This is a genomic window from Rhodothermales bacterium (genome assembly GCA_041391505.1).
Classification (GTDB): domain Bacteria; phylum Bacteroidota; class Rhodothermia; order Rhodothermales; family JAHQVL01; genus JAWKNW01.
The window spans coordinates 1-18534 of sequence record JAWKNW010000015.1; the positions used below are offsets into that span (position 1 = coordinate 1).

The 18534-nt window shown below is 67.5% G+C and carries 18 protein-coding genes; 13 read left to right on the top strand and 5 right to left on the bottom strand.

Annotated elements, in window-relative coordinates; translation table 11 throughout:
• From R2834_14630 to R2834_14645, 4 genes are all read right to left on the bottom strand, one after another.
• Positions 1–445, bottom strand: a 445-nt coding sequence (locus tag R2834_14630) for a flagellar basal body L-ring protein FlgH (protein ID MEZ4701570.1), incomplete at its 3' end; no start/stop codon positions are given.
• Between the two features lie 7 nt (positions 446–452).
• Positions 453–1148 carry a flagella basal body P-ring formation protein FlgA gene (locus R2834_14635; protein ID MEZ4701571.1) on the bottom strand — a complete coding sequence of 232 codons (696 nt, stop codon included), beginning with the start codon at positions 1146–1148 and terminating at the stop codon, positions 453–455.
• A 68-nt stretch (positions 1149–1216) separates the two neighbouring features.
• Positions 1217–2002 (bottom strand): flagellar basal-body rod protein FlgG, encoded by a 786-nt coding sequence (gene flgG / locus R2834_14640; GenBank protein ID MEZ4701572.1) that lies wholly within the window; start codon positions 2000–2002, stop codon positions 1217–1219.
• 257 nt (positions 2003–2259) lie between these two features.
• Positions 2260–2982: a flagellar hook-basal body protein gene (locus R2834_14645; protein MEZ4701573.1), complete on the bottom strand. Its 723-nt coding sequence runs from the start codon at positions 2980–2982 to the stop codon at positions 2260–2262.
• Between the two features lie 349 nt (positions 2983–3331).
• Between R2834_14645 and R2834_14650 the strand changes: the two genes are divergently transcribed.
• The 8 genes from R2834_14650 to R2834_14685 all read left to right on the top strand — a co-directional run bounded on the left by R2834_14650 (position 3332) and on the right by R2834_14685 (position 12911).
• The gene (locus tag R2834_14650) at positions 3332–4354 is read left to right on the top strand and encodes a glycosyltransferase family A protein (GenBank protein ID MEZ4701574.1); all 1023 of its coding nucleotides are present in this window, start codon (positions 3332–3334) and stop codon (positions 4352–4354) included.
• Positions 4355–4396: 42 nt separating this feature from the next.
• Positions 4397–5821, top strand: a complete 1425-nt coding sequence (locus R2834_14655; GenBank protein MEZ4701575.1) for a glycosyltransferase — start codon at positions 4397–4399, stop codon at positions 5819–5821.
• 11 nt (positions 5822–5832) lie between these two features.
• On the top strand, positions 5833–6246 hold the full coding sequence (locus tag R2834_14660; GenBank protein MEZ4701576.1) for a hypothetical protein: 414 nt from the start codon (positions 5833–5835) through the stop codon (positions 6244–6246).
• Between the two features lies 1 nt (position 6247).
• Complete coding sequence (locus R2834_14665) at positions 6248–8164, top strand: tetratricopeptide repeat protein (protein ID MEZ4701577.1); 1917 nt, start codon at positions 6248–6250, stop codon at positions 8162–8164.
• Between the two features lie 243 nt (positions 8165–8407).
• Positions 8408–9841 (top strand): phospholipase D family protein, encoded by a 1434-nt coding sequence (locus R2834_14670; GenBank protein ID MEZ4701578.1) that lies wholly within the window; start codon positions 8408–8410, stop codon positions 9839–9841.
• 290 nt (positions 9842–10131) lie between these two features.
• A complete protein-coding gene (locus tag R2834_14675) occupies positions 10132–10494 on the top strand; it encodes a nuclear transport factor 2 family protein (GenBank protein MEZ4701579.1) in 363 nt (120 codons plus the stop codon).
• A gap of 24 nt (positions 10495–10518) precedes the next feature.
• Complete coding sequence (locus R2834_14680) at positions 10519–10899, top strand: DUF1801 domain-containing protein (protein MEZ4701580.1); 381 nt, start codon at positions 10519–10521, stop codon at positions 10897–10899.
• 20 nt (positions 10900–10919) lie between these two features.
• Positions 10920–12911 (top strand): sialate O-acetylesterase, encoded by a 1992-nt coding sequence (locus tag R2834_14685; protein ID MEZ4701581.1) that lies wholly within the window; start codon positions 10920–10922, stop codon positions 12909–12911.
• Positions 12912–12918: 7 nt separating this feature from the next.
• Here the strand turns inward: R2834_14685 and R2834_14690 are convergent, their stop codons facing one another.
• Positions 12919–14925, bottom strand: a complete 2007-nt coding sequence (locus R2834_14690) for a PQQ-binding-like beta-propeller repeat protein (GenBank protein MEZ4701582.1) — start codon at positions 14923–14925, stop codon at positions 12919–12921.
• Positions 14926–15027: 102 nt separating this feature from the next.
• On the opposite strand from R2834_14690, the gene R2834_14695 reads away from it, so the two are divergent.
• From R2834_14695 to R2834_14715, 5 genes are all read left to right on the top strand, one after another.
• Positions 15028–15891, top strand: a complete 864-nt coding sequence (locus R2834_14695; protein ID MEZ4701583.1) for a GNAT family N-acetyltransferase — start codon at positions 15028–15030, stop codon at positions 15889–15891.
• A gap of 76 nt (positions 15892–15967) precedes the next feature.
• A complete protein-coding gene (locus R2834_14700; GenBank protein ID MEZ4701584.1) occupies positions 15968–16765 on the top strand; it encodes a carbon-nitrogen hydrolase family protein in 798 nt (265 codons plus the stop codon).
• Positions 16762–17310, top strand: coding sequence for a GNAT family N-acetyltransferase (locus tag R2834_14705; protein ID MEZ4701585.1), 549 nt, complete (start codon positions 16762–16764; stop codon positions 17308–17310). Before R2834_14700 ends, R2834_14705 begins: the two co-directional genes overlap by 4 nt.
• Positions 17307–17762, top strand: coding sequence for a GNAT family N-acetyltransferase (locus R2834_14710; GenBank protein MEZ4701586.1), 456 nt, complete (start codon positions 17307–17309; stop codon positions 17760–17762). Before R2834_14705 ends, R2834_14710 begins: the two co-directional genes overlap by 4 nt.
• Positions 17763–17808: 46 nt before the next feature.
• Positions 17809–18504 (top strand): DUF1080 domain-containing protein, encoded by a 696-nt coding sequence (locus R2834_14715; GenBank protein MEZ4701587.1) that lies wholly within the window; start codon positions 17809–17811, stop codon positions 18502–18504.
• Positions 18505–18534: the final 30 nt, after the last annotated feature.

The following is an 18534-nucleotide window of genomic DNA, read 5'->3' on the forward strand; positions in this document are numbered from 1 at the left end:
CCATGCCGCGCACCTCCATGAGATGCGTCTCGCCGTTGACGTTCAGGCTGCGTTCGCCCTGCACGACGAGGTTGCCCGAAAGCGAGTCGACCGCCACGATGATGGCGGTCATGTTGCCCCGGAGGAGATCCGACTGGACGCTTCCGTTGCGCCGCTCGGCGTCGTTCTGGAACGTGGCGTTGAGCCCGAACTGGCCGTTCAGCGCCGTCCCGCCGTCGAGTCCGCTCTGGCTGTCGAGTCGCGAGCGGCTGCTGCGCTCCCACTGGCTCTCGCGCTGGGCGGCGGTGCGCTCGGCGAGCTGGATCGTGATGGCGTCGCCCACGCGGTATGCCTTGACGTCGGCGAACATGGACCGCTGCGCCAGGGCGTGCCGGGGAATGAACAGCAGGAACAGGAAGGCCAGCAGGATGAGCCAGCTCAGGACGGCGATGCGTTTGGGGTTCATGGTCGGATCAGTCTAGGGTTTCAAGCCATTCCGCGGCGCCGGGCCCGGTGAGGCGAACTTTGTACATGGATTTGGTCGTCGGCGCGTAGAACCGGATGATGTCGCCGACAAAACCCGGGGAGCGGGCCTGGCCTTTGACGATCAGCGTGAGCTGGTCGCGCTGGTAGATCATGTCGAGCGGCTCGCCGGTGTCGGCGGCGTAGGCCGGCCGGACGTCGGTGCGCTGCAGCGCGCGGTCCGCCTGGAGATGCCGGTGCGCGAAGAGCGGAGCCGTGGCCAGGTCCCGCAGCAGCGCCGGCGTCAGCGGATCGCCGGCGAACCGGGTCGTTTCCATCCAGGCGAAGACCAGGTCGTCCGGACCGATCTCGGCGTCCTTGTTGAGGGCCCGCGTCGGTACGGCTACCGAGTCGAAGTGCGCGACGTAGAACTGCGCCCAGCCGGCATCCTGCCACGCGCCGTCGGGCGACAGGGCCTGGAGATTGGCCTGGATGCGGCCTTTCGGCACGCCGGCGCCGGCGGGCAGTCGAACCCGGAGCGGCGCGTCGGCCGGCGCGTCGCCGCCCGTGCGCACCAGGCGAATCTCCATCCGCTCTTCGTGACCCGGATACTGCTCCGCCAGGGCCGATTGCGCCGCTTCGACCAACAGGCTCTCGCGGGCCTGCGCCGCGACGGCATCGCACAGGACACATCGTAACAGGCACATGGCGAGCGATGCGAAAAGACAGCGCCGCACATGCCATGTGCGAATTGCGATATGCATGGTGCGATATATCACCGTTTGAGCTGGTTGGCCTGCTGCAACATCTGGTCGGCCGTCGTGACCACCTTGGTGTTGAGCTCGTAGGCGCGCTGGGCGGTGATGAGGTTGACCATCTCCTGGACCACCTGGACGTTGGAATTCTCCAGGTATCCCTGGATGAGGCCGCCGAGACCGTCCTGCCCGGGCGTGCCGAGGATCGGCTCGCCGCTGGCGTTGGTCTGCTCGTACAGGTTGCCGCCGATCGAGAGGAGGCCGTTTTCGTTGTTGAACCGCGCCAGTTCGAGCTGGCCGAGCTCCATCGGCTGAACCTCACCGGGGATGGTCGCCATGACGACGCCGTCCTGCGAGATGTCGATGCGGCTCGCATCCGGCGGGATCGTGATTTCGGGCTCCAGGCGCAGCCCGCTCTGGGTGACGATGGTGCCGTCGGAATTGAGCGTAAACGTCCCGTCGCGGGTGTAGGCGACGGAGCCGTCGGGGCGAGTGATCTGCAGGAAGCCCTGCCCGTTGATCGCGATGTCGAGCGGGTTCTGCGTTTCGGTCAGACCGCCCTGCTGGAAGTTGCGGACCGTGGCGATGGCCGTGGCGCCATGGCCCATCTGCAGCGTCGCCGGCTGCGACGTGCCGGCATCGCCCTCGCCGGGCGCGCGGACGGTCTGATAGAGGAGATCCTGAAACACGATCTTGGCCTGCTTGAAGCCCGTCGTGTTCGCGTTGGCCAGGTTGTTGGCGATGTTGTCGACGCCTTGCTGCTGGGCTTGCATACCCAGCGCGGCGGTCCAGAGTGCTCGTAGCATGAGAGAGATTGGTTTGAAGTTCGAGGTTTGAGGTTCAAGGATTCGGGCGGCCTGGGCTCGGTAAACGAGCCATCCACTCTGAACCTTAAACCCGCCCCCTGAAACGGCTGATCGCGATCAGCCTGGCATGAGAGAGATTGGTTTGAAGTTCGAGGTTTGAGGTTCAAGGATTCGGGCGGCCTGGGCTCGGTAAACGAGCCATCCTCCTTGAACCTTGAACCTGCCCCCTGAAACGGTTGATCGCAAAAGCGATCAACCTAGAATCTGCTCAGTTCGCGCGTCGCGCGCTCGAGGTAGTTATCCACGGTCGTCAGCGTCTTTTGCTGGGCTTCGAAGAGCCGGCTGTACGCGATCAGGTCCGTCATTTCGCGCACGGCATTGACGTTGCTCATTTCGAGCTGCCCCTGGGACACCGAGGGCTCGTCGACGTCCGTCGGCTCGACGCCGTTGGCGACGAAGGACGCCGCGTCGATGCGCGTCAGGTTCTGCGGGGTGTCGAACTGGACGATGCGGAGCTGGCCGACGATGCTGTCGTCCACCACGACCTCGCCGTTGCGGCGGATCTCGATGGCGAGCGCGTCTTCGGGGATCTCGATCGATCCGGACTGGCCTTCGACGACCAGCCCGCTCGGGGTGCGCAGCGTCCCTTCCTCGTCCGTGATGAAGTGGCCGGCGCGCGTGTAGCGCGTGGCGCCCGTCTCGGGATCGGTCAGCACGAAGAAGCCCTGCCCGTTGATCGCGACGTCGAGCGGCGCGTTCGTCTGCTGCAGGCTGCCCTGTTCCTGATCGGCCCACTGGCCGAGCTGGCGCGTGCTGTAGGGCGCGTTTTCGGCGTCCAGGCCCTCGGCGAGGACCTCGGTAAACGCCCGGTCCTTGCGAAAGCCCACCGTGCTGGCGTTCGCCAGGTTGTTGGCGATGCGCTCGACCTGACGCACGTGCGACGTCATGGATTCGTAGCTGTTTTCGAGTCTGAGCAGCATAATGACCTGTTCTGTGGTTTGGGTGTGCGGGGCTGTTCTACAAAGGACTTGCCAAGCCGGCAGGGGCAGGCTATCGCGCCGCGATGGCGTAATCGCCCCGGGAAGCCGGGCATATCTTTCCTGAATTGTCGGCGGAAATTGCCCGGCGAAGCGGCGGCAACGCGGCGGCAAACGCCGGGCATCGATCCGGAGGGGCGAACGGCGCGCCGCGGCCTCCCGGCGGGGGGCATGGCAGGGTTTTTGGTCTCCGGCCCTCCACACATCCAGACGGCATCTCCCGGAGCGCCGCGCTCCATGGGCCGCCATTCCAAAAAGTACCCGCCCGCACGGGCGCCGGCACCTCGTCTACATGAACAGTATCCTCGAGCTACAGAAAGCCCGCTCGACGTCCGATGGCGCCAGCCGGCACGACGACGTGACGTTCGTCATGCCGATCTACGACCGGCTGCGCTTCTTCGCCCATTACCTCGACGAGGGGTTGTGGGATGGACTGCCGCTCCAGATCATCTGCGACGGGGCGAGCCCCGCGGTGCTGGACGATCTCCACTTTCTGACCGCCGGCCGGCCGGACATCCGCGTCCATCACTACGAAACGAACCGCGGCGTCGCCTGCGCCCGCGGCGAGGGGATGCGCCTCGTCGATACCCCGTATCTGGCCTTCTGCGACGACGACGATTTCCTGAACGAGGCGGATGCCTTTCTGGAGGAATCGACGGCGTGGATGGACCGCGACGAGACCATCCTGTTCACCGCCATGCCGGCGGTGTACGCCTTCAACGAGTCCCTGCAGATCGGTCTGCAATACGACCGGCGGGGGTTCGACGGCAAGACGGGCTTCGAAGTGCTCTGCTACCTCGTCGCGACAGGCGAGATGCAGGTGCTCACGCTCGGAAGTCTCTTTCGGCCCCCCGACCTGCGGGGCACCGAACCCGAACCGTTTTTTAAGGTGAGCGAAGACTACGTCTTCCTCGCCCGCCTCTGCGCCCGGTACCCCGAGCGCCGGGTGCGCGTCGCGCGCGCCGGCCGGTACATGCGGCTCGTTCAGCACCAGCAGGGCTCGTTGTCGGGCCGGAGCGGGTATTCGCTGGACAAGATCGTCATGCACCTCGTCTCGATGTGCGTCGGCGCCGCCTACCTCATGGATATGGGGCGGCTGACGCTGCCGTTGTTCACCGACCTGCTTCGCAAGCGCGGCGAGGTCCTGCAAACATCCTACACCCGCGGACGCCAGGCCGCCGGCCTGGTCGCCGACTTGCTCGCCGGCCACGACCCGGTCGCCGCGAGCGACGAGGCCGCCGAGGCGCTGCGCGTTCTCGAGCGCAGCCGCGACGGGTTGCCGCCCGAGTTTTTACGGCTGGCCGGCTGGGCCTGACCGCCGCAACGCATTTCTCCACAAAAACACCTCTCAATCGCCATGGATCAACACCAGTTCGACGCGAAAGAAACCATCAAAGCGCACATCCAGAAGGGACAGCTCGCCGAAGCCGACACCCTGCTCGTGACGTGGCAGAAGACGTACGGCAGCGATGCGCTGTATCATCTCTTCAGCGCCATCGTGGCGATGGAGCGTAAACAGTTTCCCCGGGCGGAAGAACAGCTGTTCGCCGCCCTCGAACAGGCCCCCGAGCGGTTCGAGGTGCTCTACCTGCTCGGCAACCTGTACGAGCAGTTGTCCGATTTCCCCTACGCGCTCGAATGGTACCGGAAGGCGCGCCTCGTGGCCGACGCCAGCCAGCTCTCCCAGATCGACGCGGTGCCGCAGCGCATCCCCGGCGTCGATGCGAGCCTTTCGATGGGCAAGCGGAAGATGACCCTGTTCGTCCGCGCCGGCTTCGACCAGTTCCTCGACGATCTGATCGGCGGATTGAGCCGGCACTACGACGTCAAAAAGGCCGTGATCTCGCGCATCGAGGAGGTCGAGCCCCTGATGGAGCAGGCGGATATCTGCTGGTTCGAGTGGTGCGACGAACTCATCGTCCATGCCTCGAAGCTCGATGCGGCGCGCCGCAAACCGATCGTCTGCCGGCTGCACCGCTACGAGGTGTTTACGCCGATGCCGGCGCAGGTGCAGTGGGAGAACGTGGACTCGCTCATGCTGGTCACCGAACATCTGATCACCATCCTCCGCAGCACGGTGCCCGGCATCGAGGAGCGCGTGCAGGTGAGCGTGGTGCACAACGGCGTGGCGACGGAACGCTACCGCTTCACGCCCCGCAGCCAGGGCTACAACATCGCGAGCGTGGGCTACATCCATTCGCGCAAGAACCCGATGCTGCTGCTCCAGATCATGGCGAAGCTCGTGCGGTTCGACGCCCGATACAAACTCTATGTCGCCGGCCAGTTTCAGGAGCCGCTCGTGCAGATCTACTGGAACCACATGGTCGCCGAGATGGGCCTGAAGGACAATGTCCGGTTCGACGGCTGGCAGAAGGACATCGGGGCCTGGCTGGCGGACAAGCAGTATCTGCTGTCCACCTCCATGCACGAGAGCTTCGGCTATTCGATCGCCGAGGCGATGGCGTGCGGCATCAAGCCGGTCGTGCACAACTTCCCGTTCGCCGGCGGCATCTGGCCGGAGCAGGTCCTCTTCAATACGGTCGACGAGGCCGTGGGCATGGTCACTTCCAACGTCTACAGCTCGAAGGCGTACCGCGACTTTGTCGAACAGCACTATTCGCTGTTCCATCAGGTGACGGAAACGCGCAAGGTGCTGGCTTCGCTTCCCACGGAGAAGAAGAAGGATTTCCGCACGCCCCTGTTCCAGAAGGGCGCCATCCGCCAGAAAGTGGACCAGCTCATCCAGTCCGAAACGGCAGTCCGTACAGAAACCGCCCTTTGATCCCCGCCGGCATGAACGAGGCCAAGACCTTTAATCCGGAGGCAGCGATCCTGGGCATCGAACCGCGTCACCACGCCGCGTACCTGATCGTACGGTGCGCGGCGTGTCGGGCGGTTTATGCCGCGCTGCTGCCCACGGTGGCCGGGCTGCCGGTGGGCGCGTGCGCCTGCACGGCGTGCGGCCACGACTGGGCCGTGCGGCCGGCGGAGATCGCGGCGGCGCTCGACCGGCACTGGCCGGAAGAACCCGTCGAAACCGTCGCCGACCGCGCCGACCGCGCCCGGGGTCTTGCCCGGACGTGGTCGGCCACGCCGGAAGCCCGGGAGGCCCTGACCTACGAAGGGGTGGCGCTCGCCGAATTGCTGGAAGATGGGTCGTATCCCTATTTCATGTGGGCGTTGCACCGGGAGCGCGGCGATGCGTGAGATGAAACGCGGCATCCTGTTTTACGAGACCCGCGGCGCCGGACGCGCCTATGTGGCCGTGATGCGGACGGTCTCCGAGGCCGGCTTCGTGCCCATCCTCAAGGAGGCCGATGCCCTGCGCGAGCGGCCGACGCTGCACGCGGCGCACGCCGCCGGCGTGCCGTGTCTGGACTGGCACGCCTTCCGTACGCCCGCGCTCCGCGCCAGGGCGGCTGCCGAGGCGGCGCGTCGCGTCGATGCGCTGCAGGCGCAAGCAGCTGCCGGCGCGCCGTCGGTGATGCAGGAGGCCGGCGCACCGTTTTTTCGCTCCCTGCGCCGGCGTGTCGAGGAGCAGATCCTGGCGATCGACACCCTCAAGCGCGTGCTCCACGCGTACGACGTCCGGCTGATCGTCGTCGGCGACGACCATTCGGATGCCGCGCGCGCCGTCGTGCGTTTTGCGCGCGACGCCCGGGTGCCCACGCTGGCGCTGGGGGAAGGATGGTATGGCAACGGCCTCGAAGCCGTGCCGTATCCATCGCTTTTCGCCGACTATGCGGCGGTGGGGAGCCGTCTGGACCGCGACCGGCTCGTCGAGGCCGGCGTGCCGGCCGAGCAGGTCTTCGTCACCGGCTGGCCGGGGAAGGCGGAGCCCGGTGGAGGGATCGACGAGGAGCGCGCGCGGATGCGCGATGCCCGGCTGAAGCTGGGGATGGCGCCGGATCGGCCGGCCGTCCTGCTGCGCGTGCCGCCTTTCGCCGGGGATGCGGCCGACTTCGCGTCGCGTTTCCGGTTCGCGGTGGCGCTGCACGAGGCGGCGCTCGCGGCCACGCGCGTCGTGCAGGGCGGATTTCAACTCATCGTGGAGCCGGCCCCCGAGGAGGAGGCCGGGCTGGCGGCCGCCGGTGTCGACCCGACCGCGTTGACGCGGGCGTACGAGGCGTGGCTGGAGGCGCAGGGTTACCGGGATGTGTTCGTGGTGCGCGGCACGGCCGGCGAGGCGGTGCGGGCGGCGGACATGATCGTCTGCCTGGAGCCGTCGCACGCCGTGGTGGAGGGCATGCTGCGTCGGAGGCCCGTTATTGCAGTGTCGATGTATCCGGATCGTCCCCTGGCGCACCAGGGGGTGGAGGGGCCGCTCGTCGTGCGCCGGCTCGAACGCCTCCCGGAGGCGATCGCGGCGATCCTGATGGATCCCGGCCGCGCGAAGGCGGTCGTGCAGCGGCAGAACCAGCATCTGGCGGATGTGAACCACAGCGCCGACGGCCTCGCCGCCGAGCGCCTGTCGCGCCTCGTGCTGGCGATGGGCCGGCAGGGTGGGCTCGACGCGCGCGAGTGGGACGAGCCCATGCCCGACATCATCGCGGCCTGCGCCGCCATGAAAGCCGCCGAAAACGAGCGCCTGCTCGACGGCGTGCGTATCGCGCGCCGGCTGCGGACGACCGATCCGAACGAAGCCGAAATCCAGATCCGCGAGCTGGCGCGGATCTTTCCGCGTCATGCCCAGCCCGTGTGGGAGCTGTACGATCAGCTCCGGATGAGCGGCAGGGGCGACGAGGCTGAAACGATGCTGCAGGCCTACGCCGCGTCGTTCAACGAAAACCATCCACCGGTGACCGTGCTTGTCCGCGTGGGGCTCATCCGCCTCCGGCATGGCGACCGCGACGGTGCCCTCGACGCCTTCGAGCAGGCCCGGCTCCAGGCGCCCTACGAGCCGGCGGTGGTCACCAGCCTGGGCAAGCTGTACATGGATGCCGGCCGGCACGCCGAAGCCGTCGATCTCCTGGCGGACGCGAGCGAGCGCCTGCCCGATGACGCCGATGTCTGGCTCGGTCTGGCCCACGCTGCGCGCCATGTCGACGACCGCGAAACCTTTCGGCGCGCCAGCGAGCATTATCACCAGCTCGCCGACCGACAGGATCCTCCCCCGGAGGTCTGAGCCCGGCAGTCCATGCGCGTTTCATGGCGGCGACCGCCGTGCTGTTTGTCGACCCGGTGAATCGCAACCCGCCCACACGCCATCGACAAGCGTAGAGACCGCCATTCCGCAGCGCGCAGGCCGCGATGAGGCCTAAGAGCATGATATCGCGTATCATATACGACGCGATCCCGTGCTCTGCCGAGAAATGCGGACGTGCGCCATGCGACCGGTTTGTCGCGGACGCTGCCGCCCGAGCCACCCATGAAAGCCGCTGAACAAACCCGGTCTCTCCCGCAACGCCCGATCGCGCAAGGCATCGCCGAGCATCCGGGGCAGACCGGCGTCCGACTGCTTTCCGACGCCGGCGAGGCGTACGCCGCCCGCGCCGCGCTCGCCCTCGCCGCCGAGCGCACGATCGACGCGCTGTATTACATGTGGCACGCCGACGAGACGGGGCATCTGATGCTCGAGGCCCTCTGGGGCGCCGCAGAACGCGGGGTGCGGATCCGGCTGGTGCTGGACGACGCCACCACCGAGGGCATGGATCAGGTCATCGCGGACCTGGCCAGTCACCCGAACATCGAGATCCGGATCTACAATGCGCTCCGGTGGCGGCGCTACCGGCTGTTGAACGCCGTGACGGATTTCCATCGCTCGAACAGGCGGATGCACAACAAGTCGTTCACCATCGATGGGGTGGCGACCATCGTCGGCGGGCGCAACGTCGGCGACGAATATTTTGCATCGGGTGAGGGGACGGCGTTCGCGGATCTGGATGTCCTGGCCATCGGCCCCGCCGCGGCCGACGTCTCGGCCATGTTCGAGGCCTACTGGCACAGCGCCTCGGCATGCCCGAGCGACGCGGTGGTCGGGCCGGCCTCGCCGGGCGCCGGCGAGCGGCTGCGCGCCGCATTCACCGCCAACCACGCGAAAGAGGAGACCGTCGCGTTTCTCGCCCGGCAGCGGCACGTCCTGCTCGAACCGCTTGTGCGGCAACTCATCTGGACCGATGCCCGGCTCGTGTACGACGACCCGGTAAAAACCCTCGGCGGGCCCGCCCGGCCCGAGTCGCTGCTGCTGACCCGGCTGCTCGATGCAATCGGCCCGCCCCGCGCGTCGTTCGATCTGGTGTCGTCTTATTTCGTGCCGGCGTCGGAGGGGTCGGCCACCCTCCAGAACCTCGCGTCCCGCGGCGTGCGGGTCCGCGTGCTCACCAACTCGCTGGAGTCGACCGACGTGGGCGTTGTGCACGCCGGCTACGCGAAGCGCCGCCGCGAGCTGCTCCGGGCCGGCGTCCAGCTGTTCGAGCTCAAGCGGGGATGGGGGCAGCGGCGGGAAACCGAGGGGCTGGGACGCAGCTCCGGGGCGAGTTTGCATGCGAAAACCTTTGCGCTGGACGGTCAGCACCTGTTCGTCGGGTCGTTCAACTTCGACCCCCGTTCGGCCCGGCTGAATACCGAGATGGGGCTGGTGCTCGATTCGCCCCGGCTCGCTCATGACCTGGGATTGCTGTTCGATGCCGGCCTGTCGCTCACGACCTACGCGGTGCGGCTGGCGGAGGACGGCAAGCGGCTGCAGTGGATCGAGTGGACGCCGGACGGCGAACGTCGGCACGATGTCGAGCCCGGCACGACGGTGCTCCAGCGGCTGGGGATCTGGATCCTGTCGCGTCTTCCCGTGGAGTGGTTGCTGTGATCCCTGGAAAGGCACCGTCTCGGCGCGCAAGGCGATCTTGCGCGGCTTCATCCTGCTGCCGGCTCCCATCGGACTGTTCGCGCTGCATCGCCTGTACGAATCGGCCGGCTTCCACCGGGCCCCGAACGCGACCCGGTGTTTCAGGACCGCTCGTTCTGGGTGTACCAGAAGCGATGGGGGCGGCATCCGGTCGGATGAATTCAGCCGGGCGCGCTCGCAATGCTGTTCGGCGCGACGTAGTTTATCCCGCCATTTTCCACGCCAGAATCCGAGGAACGCCTGTGAACACCATGGACATCGCCCGCAAGCTCGTCGACCTGTGCCGGCAGGGCAAAAATGCCGAAGCCATCGCCACCCTTTTCGCCGACGATGCCGTGAGCGTCGAAGCCTGGGTGCCTGAGGGCGTCGAAAAAGAGGCGCACGGCCTGGCCGCGCTCAAGGCGAAGAGCGAATGGTGGGTGGCCAACCACGAGGTGCATTCCGCCGCCGTCACGGGCCCCTGGCCGCATGGCGACCGGTTTGTCGTGGGCTTTCAGTACGATATCACCCACAAGCCGTCCGGCCGCCGGATGCAGATGGACGAGGTCGGCCTCTTCACCGTCAAGGATGGGAAGATCGTGCGCGAGGAGTATTTCTACGACGCCGGCATGTGAGTAGGCATGAACCCGGTTTCACGCATGAGTCCTACCGTTAAACACGCGAGCATCGACGCCTATATCGCCACCTTTCCCGATGAGATCCAGGCGATCCTCAACGAGATTCGGGCCACGCTCCGGGCGGCGATTCCGGACTGCGGAGAAACGATCAGCTACAACATGCCGGCTCTGACCCTGAACGGCACGGTGCTCTATTTCGCGGCCTACAAAAAACACATCGGTCTGTATCCTCCCGTCAAAGGCGACGAGGCCCTGCGGGCCGAGATCGCCCGCTACCGCGGCGAGAAGGGCAACCTGCAGATCCCGCTCAGCGAACCCATCCCGTACGACCTGATCGCCCGGATCGCGCAATGCCGGCTGCGCGAGAACGAGGCCGCGCTCGCGGCGAAACCCCGGAAATAGTCCGCCATCCCCCTGATCCCATGAAATCCTCCCATTCCCTGCGCCTCGCGCTGCTCGCCGCGCTCCTCTGGGGCTGCGACACGACCCCGCCGGCGGCGGACATCGCGGTACCGAGCATCTTCGGGGACCACATGGTGTTGCAGCGCGACATGAACGTCCCGGTCTGGGGCACGGCCCTGCCGGGCGGCACGGTCCGCGTTGAGATCGACGGGCAGTCGCACCGCGCCCGGGTGGCGCCCGACAGCACGTGGCGCGTGGATCTCGCGCCGCTGCAGGCCGGCGGGCCCTATGAGCTGGTGATCGCGGGGGCCGACACGACCGTGTTCTCCGACGTGCTCGTCGGGGAGGTATGGGTGGGATCGGGACAGTCGAACATGGAGATGCCGCTCGCCGGCTGGGGACGGGTCAAGGACTACGAAAAGGAGATCGCGGCGGCGTCGTTTCCGCCTATCCGGCTCTGGCAGGCCGAACATACCGTAGCGTTTTCTCCGCAGACCGAGGTGCCCAACACCGGGTGGCAGCCCACGACGCCCGAGACCGTGGCGGAATTTTCGTCTGTCGCCTACTTCTTCGGGAGGGATCTGCATCGGACCCTCGACGTCCCGATCGGCCTCATCCACAGCTCGTGGGGCGGGACCATCGCCGAGGCGTGGACCAGCGCCGGCGCGCTCCGGGAGATGCCCGATTTCGTCGAGGCGGTGAACACCCTCGCGCCGGCGGGGGGCGGCACCGTCGAGGAGCAGGTTGCGGCCTACGATGCGGCGATGGCGCGTTGGCGCGCCGATGCCCGCGCGAGCGACGCCGGCCGGCAGGATGCAGACTCAACCCGGTGGTGGTATCAGCCCGGTGCCGACGCCGGCGGATGGAAAACGATGGAGGTGCCGCGGCTCTGGGAGGAAGCCGGCCTGCCGGGCTTCGACGGCGTCGTGTGGTTTCGCCGTGAGGTGACGGTGCCGGCCTCGTGGGCGGGGCGCGACCTCACGCTCAACCTGGGGCTGATCGACGACAACGACGACACCTGGTTCAACGGCGTCCGCGTCGGCGGCATCGCGGCGTTTAACGCCATGCGCACGTACACCGTGCCGGGTGCGCTCGTGAAGGCCGGGCGCAACGTCATCGCCGTGCGGATCGAGGACACGGGCGGCGGCGGCGGGTTTTACGGCGACCCGGGCGCCCTGTCGCTCGGCCGGGCCGGCGCGCCGCCGCAGTCGCTGGCGGGCGTGTGGATGTGCCGCGTCGGATACGATGTGCGGGATCTGCCCCCGCAGCCGGCTTCGCCCCGGAATCCGAACCAGGTGACCGTGCTCTACAACGGGATGCTGGCGCCGATCATTCCCTACGGAATCCGCGGGGCGATCTGGTATCAGGGCGAGTCGAACACCGGTCGCGCCTACCAGTATCGCACGCTGTTTCCGACGATGATTTCGGACTGGCGGGCGCAATGGGGGCAGGGCGACTTCCCCTTCCTCTTCGTCCAGCTCGCCAACTTCAAGGAGCGACCGCAGCACCCCGTGGAGGATGACTGGGCCGAATTGCGCGAGGCGCAGACGATGACGCTGTCGCTCCCCAACACCGGCATGGCGGTGACGATCGACATCGGCGAGGCGGCGGACATCCACCCGAAAAACAAGCAGGAAGTCGGTCGCCGGCTCGCGCTGCTCGCACGCCGACAGGTGTATGGCGAGGCGCTCGCCGCCTACGGCCCGGTGTATCGCTCGATGACCGTTGAAGGCCCGACCGTCCGGCTCACGTTCGACCACGCCGACGGGCTCGCGGCTGACGGGGGGCAGGACCTCGAAGGCTTCACGATCGCCGGCGCGGACCGGGTCTTTCACTGGGCCGAGGCCAACATCGATGGCGAGACGGTCAACGTGTACAGCCCGGACGTCGCCGAGCCGGTGGCGGTGCGCTACGGATGGGCTGCCAACCCGGCGGTCAACCTCGTCAACGGCGCCGGCCTGCCGGCTTCGCCCTTCCGGACCGACGACTGGCCCGGCATTACGGCCCGATGACGGATTTTTACCGTTTGTTCAGCACGTCGACCACGTACGCCACGACATCCCGCCGTTCGGCATCGGTGAGGATCGATGCAAAGGAGGGCATGTTGTACCGGCCGCTCGTGACTGTCTGAAACGCCAGGTCGTGGTCGCGCATCGACGTCAGCGGCGCGCCGTTGTGTCCGCCTTCGCCGGTTTCGCCGTGGCAGAACTGGCAGGCTTCGAGGAAGAGCCGGCGTCCGTTTGCGGGGTCGGGCGGACCTGCGTCGGCGTAGCGGGTCGACGCAGGGACCGAAGAATCGACCCGCGCCACCGGTTCGAGCGCGCCGTCGAGCCCGAAGAGCCATACGTGGTCGCCGCGTTCCGAGCCGGCGAACAGGTTGCCGGCGGCGTAGACCGCGATGTATTCCTTGCCATCATGTTCGAAGACGCTGGCCGGCGCGTTCACGCCGGCGCCCGTCTGAAACTCCCAGAGCCGGCGCCCCGTGTCCGTGTCGAGCGCGGTGAACCGGCCGTCGTTGCGGCCGACGAAGACCAGGCCGCCGGCCGTCGCCACCGATCCGCTGTAGCAGGTGTCGCTCCATCGCTGCCGCCACACGAGCCGATTCGTGGTCACGTCGATGGCCGCGAAGATGCCGTGTGACGTCTGCGCGATGCCCCCGAACCGGCCGCCGAGGAACTGTTTGCCGGCCTCGGGCGGATCGTCGAACCCGGGCCCGCCCCGGTACAGACCGATGCCGTCGCGCGAGCAGACGAAGTAGCGATGATGGACCGGGTCGTACGAACTCGGCGGCCAGTTGGCGCCGCCGCCCTGCGAGGGGCGCATCACGACGCCCTCGGTGAGAAAAGGAGTGAAGATGCGACCCCCGTTGACCAGGTCGTATCCCTCCGGGGCGATGTCGATATCCTGCGGCGCATAGGCGTCGCCAACAGGGTAGGGCTGCGTGGCGGCCGTGGCCTGCAGCGGCTCCTGCGGCACCGGGCGCTCGTCGATGCCGATCAGCGGCTCGCCCGTCACGCGGTCCAGCAGGTAGACCCATCCCGTCTTGCCCGTAGCGGCGAGGCCCTTGCGCATCCGGCCGTCGATCTCCGCGTCGAAAAGGACGACCGGCGTGGGCAGGTCATAGTCCCACAGATCGTGATGGATGGCCTGGTAGTGCCACCGGTAGGCGCCGGTGCGGAACTCGAGCGCCAGAACCGAGGAGGCGAACAGGTTGTCGCCGGCGCGATCCACTCCGCTAAAGTCAGGCCCCGGGTTGCCCGTGGAAAAATAGAGCAGGCCGAGGTCCGGGTCGACGGCCGGCGTCTGCCAGACCGACCCGCCGCCATATTTCCACAGCTCGTTGTCCTGCGGCCAGGTCTCGTGCCCGATCTCGCCGGGTCCCGGGATGGTGTAAAACGTCCAGACCAGATCGCCCGTCCGGGCATCGTAGGCTTTCACGCGGCCGCGCATGGCGTATTCGGCGCCGGCGAAGCCCGTGATGACGAGGCCGTCGTAGTACAGGGGCGCGCTGGTGATCACGTAGCCCTCCTGCCAGCGTTCGGCCTGGACCGACCAGCGCACGGCGCCCGTCCGCTCGTCGAGGGCCACCAGCTTGCCGTCCAGCTGTCCGACGAACACCATCCCGTCGCCCAGCCCGACGCCGCGGCTCGTCCAGCCGCAGCAGATGCCCGTCAGGTTGGGATCGAGGTGGGCCTCGTAGGTCCAGCGCCGCGCCCCGGTCGCCACGTCGAGGGCGAAGACATCGTCCGCGCCGGTCACGATGAACAGGGTCCCCTCATGCACGATGGGCTGCGCCTCGCCGGAGAACCGGGTCCCCATGCCGGAGCCGTCGAGGCGAACGTGCCAGACGCCTTTCAGCAACGCGACGTTGGTTCGGTCGATCTGTGAGAGCGGGGCGTAGCGCTGATTCGACAGGGTGCCGCCGTTGGTCGGCCAATCGGCCGGCGGCGGGTCGACCGCGGGTAACGAGAGGAGGCCCAGACCCAGAACGATCCAGACGGGCAGGCGTGCAACGAGGAATTTCATGACGGCCTCGGCGAGGTTGGGGTACGACCCATGATAACGACGGGCGCATCGACCCCCAACCGTTCGCTCGCCGGCCCGGCATCTTTTCCCCAGGAAGACCGCATGAACCTACCGGATATGACGCCGAGCCTGCTCGAAGCGGACGATGCCGAAGACGCGCTGGCGTTGAGCACGGCGCAGGGCTGGAATCAGACCCTGGCGGACTGGCGCCGCCTGCTGGACCTCGAGCCGGCGGGCTGTTTTGCGGCCCGCCGCGGAAGCCGGCTCATCGGCACCGTCACTACCACGACCTACGGCGACGATCTGGCCTGGATCGGGATGATGATCGTGCATGCCGACGCGCGCCGGCAGGGTATCGGGCGGGCGTTGATGCGGCAGGCGCTGACCTACCTCGAGCGGCGCGGCGTGCGGACCGTCATGCTGGACGCCACGCCGGCGGGCCGGCCGCTGTACGCCTCGCTGGGATTCGTCCGGGAGTCGGATGTCGAGCGCTGGGAGGGAAGCCCCCGGGGCACATGGGATGTTCGGGATCGGGCCGAGGAACCGCTCGCCGGCGTCTACCCGCTAGACCGGGCGGCGTACGGCGCGGACCGGTCGCGGCTGCTCGAACGGCTCGCGGCCGAAGCGGCCTGCCGGCCGGTCGTGTGGCGCGCCGACGCGGGATCCCCGGCGGGGTACGCGCTGGCCCGCGAAGGGCGCGTGGCCACGTACATCGGACCGGTCGTTGGCGATACCGATCGGATCGCCTTGCAACTCGTCGACGAGATGCTCGCGCGATTCGCGGGGCAGCCGGTTTTGATCGACATCGACCCCGCGGATCCGGAACGCCCGCGCCGGCTGGCGGAACGCGGGTTGACGCTGCAGCGCCGCTTCATCCGGATGCGGCTCGGCCGGGCTTCGGATGTGGATCCTGGCCGGGCCACGGGGGGTTCGATCGGCGCGAACGCCGGCCCGGAGTATGGCTGAGCGTCGCCCGCATCGGGCCATCCCCCCGGTATGACTCGCTCTCGATTCTCCTAATCCAGACCTGGAGCCCACATCCATGCGCATCGCGCTTGCTTCTCCCCGCATTGCATCGTCCGTCGACGACGGCCTGGCGCGCGTCGAACGCCTGATGGCAGTCGCGGCGGCCGAAGGCGCGCGCATCGTCTGTTTCCCCGAAGCCTATCTGCCCGGACTGCGCGGGCTGGATTTCGAGGTGCCGGCGTTCACCGAGGCCGATGCGGAGCGCGTTCTGGGCGCTGTGGGGGGATGGGCCAAACACTACCGCATCGCCACCATCCTGGGGACGGAGCGCCGGGCGCCCGAGGGCCGGCAGATCGCGTCGGTCGTTTTCGACGCCTCGGGAAGCATGCAGGGCGTCCAGACCAAAAATCAGGTCGATCCCAGCGAAGAGCGCAACTACGTGCCCGGCGACACGCGCCGGCTGTTCGAGGTCGACGGACTGAAGTTCGGCATCGCCATCTGCCACGAAGGTTGGCGCTATCCCGAGACCGTGCGTTGGGCGGCGCGGCGCGGCGCGCACATCGTCTTCCACCCCCAGCTCACGGGGAGCGACCGCGAGGGCGTCGTGCTCAGCCGGTGGGGGGCGGCGGAGAGTCCTTATTACGAGAAGGCGATGATGATGCGCAGCATCGAAAACCGAATCTATTTCGCGAGCGTCAACTACGCGATGCGGTACCAGGAATCGGCCACGACGCTCATCGATCCGGCCGGCACGATGCGGGCGCACCTGCCCTACGGCGAGGAAGGCGTGCTCGTCCAGGATCTGGATCTCGCCGCCGCGGATGGCTACCTCGCGCATCGCTACGCGCCGGAGCGGTACCGGGAGGCCTCATGACGCCCGATCCGCTGCACATCGAACGGCTGACGACGGCGCACGCCGGCGCGTACCGCGCGCTGATGCTCGAAGCATACGCGGCGCACCCGGATGCCTTTACCTCCACGCCGGAGGAACGCGCGGGGCTCGCGCTATCGTGGTGGGAAACGCGTCTGGCAGCGGGCGACGGAGCGGCCGATCGGGTGTTCGGGGCGATGGACGCAGGCCGGATCGCCGGCGTGGCCGGGTTGTCGTTTCATCGCCGGGAGAAACTGCGCCACAAGGCCACGCTGTTCGGGATGTACGTCCGCCCGGCCTACCGGCAGCAGGGCCTAGGTCGCCGGCTGGTCGAGGCCGTCCTCGACGAGGCGCGCCGGCATGCGAACCTGCATCACGTCCTCCTGACGGTATCCGACACGAACGCCGCGGCGCAACAGCTGTATGCCGCGTGCGGTTTTGAACCGTACGGCACCGAGCCGCGCGCGATTCGGGTGGGCGACGCGTTCGTGGGGAAGGTGCTGATGTGGTGCGACCTCCATGCGACCCGGAAGACCATCGAACGATGAAACTGGAACTCCGACACGCCCAGCCGGCCGATCTGCCGGCCGTCGACGCCTTCGTCGGCGCCTATCACCGGTTTGAAGGCATCCCGGCCGGATCGGCTGCCGAGGCGGTGCGACCGCTGCTGGGAGATAACGCGTTTGGCCGGATCTGGCTGATCGATGTGGATGGGGTGCCGGCCGGGTACGTGGCGGTGTGCTTCGGCTACTCCATCGAATTCGGCGGAAGGGATGCGTTCGTCGACGAGTTCTTTCTCGATGAAGCCTTTCGCGGCCGCGGGATCGGGAGCGCCGTGCTGGACCTGCTGCCGGACGCCGTGGCGCCCTTCGGCGTGCGCGCGTTGCATCTGGAAGTAGGTCGCGACAACGACCGGGCACGCCGGCTGTACGGCGCCAGGGGCTTCGAAGCGCGGGACGGGTACCTGCTGATGTCGCGTCGGCTCGACGGCAATGGGTAATGCTGGCGTATATTGCGGCATCACACCACCATCCCCCCATACCGCCATGCCGTATCGCCTCTTCGTTCTGCTTCTGCTCGCCATCGGCGCCGTCGGTTGCGCTGCGCCGCAGCAACCCGTCGCGCTGTTCAACGGTCGCGACCTCACCGGCTGGCATGTGGATGTCCCGGCGATGGACACCAGCTCGGTAGCCAGCCCGTTTTTCGTCCGCAACGGGCTGCTGGTCAGCGCCGGCACGCCCGAGGGGCACCTGATCACGGATGCCGTCTACCAGAACTACCGCCTCGAACTTGAATACCGCTTCGCCGGCGAGCCCGGCAATGCCGGCGCGCTGGTGCACGCCTCGACGCCGCGGGCGCTGTACCAGATGTTTCCCCAATCGATCGAGGTGCAGATGATGCACGAAAATGCCGGCGATTTCTGGTGCATCGTGGCCGACATCGAGGTGCCCGACATGGAAACCCGCCGCGGCCCGAAATCAGAGTGGGGCATCACCGAAGGGAAAGCGCGCCGCATCCTCAACCTGACGGACGGCTCGGAGAAACCCGTCGGCGAGTGGAATACGATGGTCATCGAAACCGTCGGCAACACGATCCGCGTCTGGGTCAACGGCGATCTCGTCAACGACGGGTTTAACGCGACGGTAGATCACGGCCAGATCGCGCTCCAGGCCGAAGGCTCGGAGGTCGAATTCCGGAAAGTCGAGCTGACGCCCATCGACCGGCTCTCGAATACTCCGTAACGGAGCGACTCCCGGCTACCGTCTTTTCCC

What these genes read in the sequence shown, in the direction of transcription:
- R2834_14635 (MEZ4701571.1), bottom strand. Translation starts at nt 1,148, where the DNA reads ATGTGCCTGTTACGATGTGTCCTGTGCGATGCCGTCGCGGCGCAGGCC.
- flgG (MEZ4701572.1), bottom strand. Translation starts at nt 2,002, where the DNA reads ATGCTACGAGCACTCTGGACCGCCGCGCTGGGTATGCAAGCCCAGCAG.
- R2834_14645 (MEZ4701573.1), bottom strand. Translation starts at nt 2,982, where the DNA reads ATGCTGCTCAGACTCGAAAACAGCTACGAATCCATGACGTCGCACGTG.
- R2834_14650 (MEZ4701574.1), top strand. Translation starts at nt 3,332, where the DNA reads ATGAACAGTATCCTCGAGCTACAGAAAGCCCGCTCGACGTCCGATGGC.
- R2834_14655 (MEZ4701575.1), top strand. Translation starts at nt 4,397, where the DNA reads ATGGATCAACACCAGTTCGACGCGAAAGAAACCATCAAAGCGCACATC.
- R2834_14660 (MEZ4701576.1), top strand. Translation starts at nt 5,833, where the DNA reads ATGAACGAGGCCAAGACCTTTAATCCGGAGGCAGCGATCCTGGGCATC.
- R2834_14665 (MEZ4701577.1), top strand. Translation starts at nt 6,248, where the DNA reads ATGAAACGCGGCATCCTGTTTTACGAGACCCGCGGCGCCGGACGCGCC.
- R2834_14670 (MEZ4701578.1), top strand. Translation starts at nt 8,408, where the DNA reads ATGAAAGCCGCTGAACAAACCCGGTCTCTCCCGCAACGCCCGATCGCG.
- R2834_14675 (MEZ4701579.1), top strand. Translation starts at nt 10,132, where the DNA reads ATGGACATCGCCCGCAAGCTCGTCGACCTGTGCCGGCAGGGCAAAAAT.
- R2834_14680 (MEZ4701580.1), top strand. Translation starts at nt 10,519, where the DNA reads ATGAGTCCTACCGTTAAACACGCGAGCATCGACGCCTATATCGCCACC.
- R2834_14685 (MEZ4701581.1), top strand. Translation starts at nt 10,920, where the DNA reads ATGAAATCCTCCCATTCCCTGCGCCTCGCGCTGCTCGCCGCGCTCCTC.
- R2834_14690 (MEZ4701582.1), bottom strand. Translation starts at nt 14,925, where the DNA reads ATGAAATTCCTCGTTGCACGCCTGCCCGTCTGGATCGTTCTGGGTCTG.
- R2834_14695 (MEZ4701583.1), top strand. Translation starts at nt 15,028, where the DNA reads ATGAACCTACCGGATATGACGCCGAGCCTGCTCGAAGCGGACGATGCC.
- R2834_14700 (MEZ4701584.1), top strand. Translation starts at nt 15,968, where the DNA reads ATGCGCATCGCGCTTGCTTCTCCCCGCATTGCATCGTCCGTCGACGAC.
- R2834_14705 (MEZ4701585.1), top strand. Translation starts at nt 16,762, where the DNA reads ATGACGCCCGATCCGCTGCACATCGAACGGCTGACGACGGCGCACGCC.
- R2834_14710 (MEZ4701586.1), top strand. Translation starts at nt 17,307, where the DNA reads ATGAAACTGGAACTCCGACACGCCCAGCCGGCCGATCTGCCGGCCGTC.
- R2834_14715 (MEZ4701587.1), top strand. Translation starts at nt 17,809, where the DNA reads ATGCCGTATCGCCTCTTCGTTCTGCTTCTGCTCGCCATCGGCGCCGTC.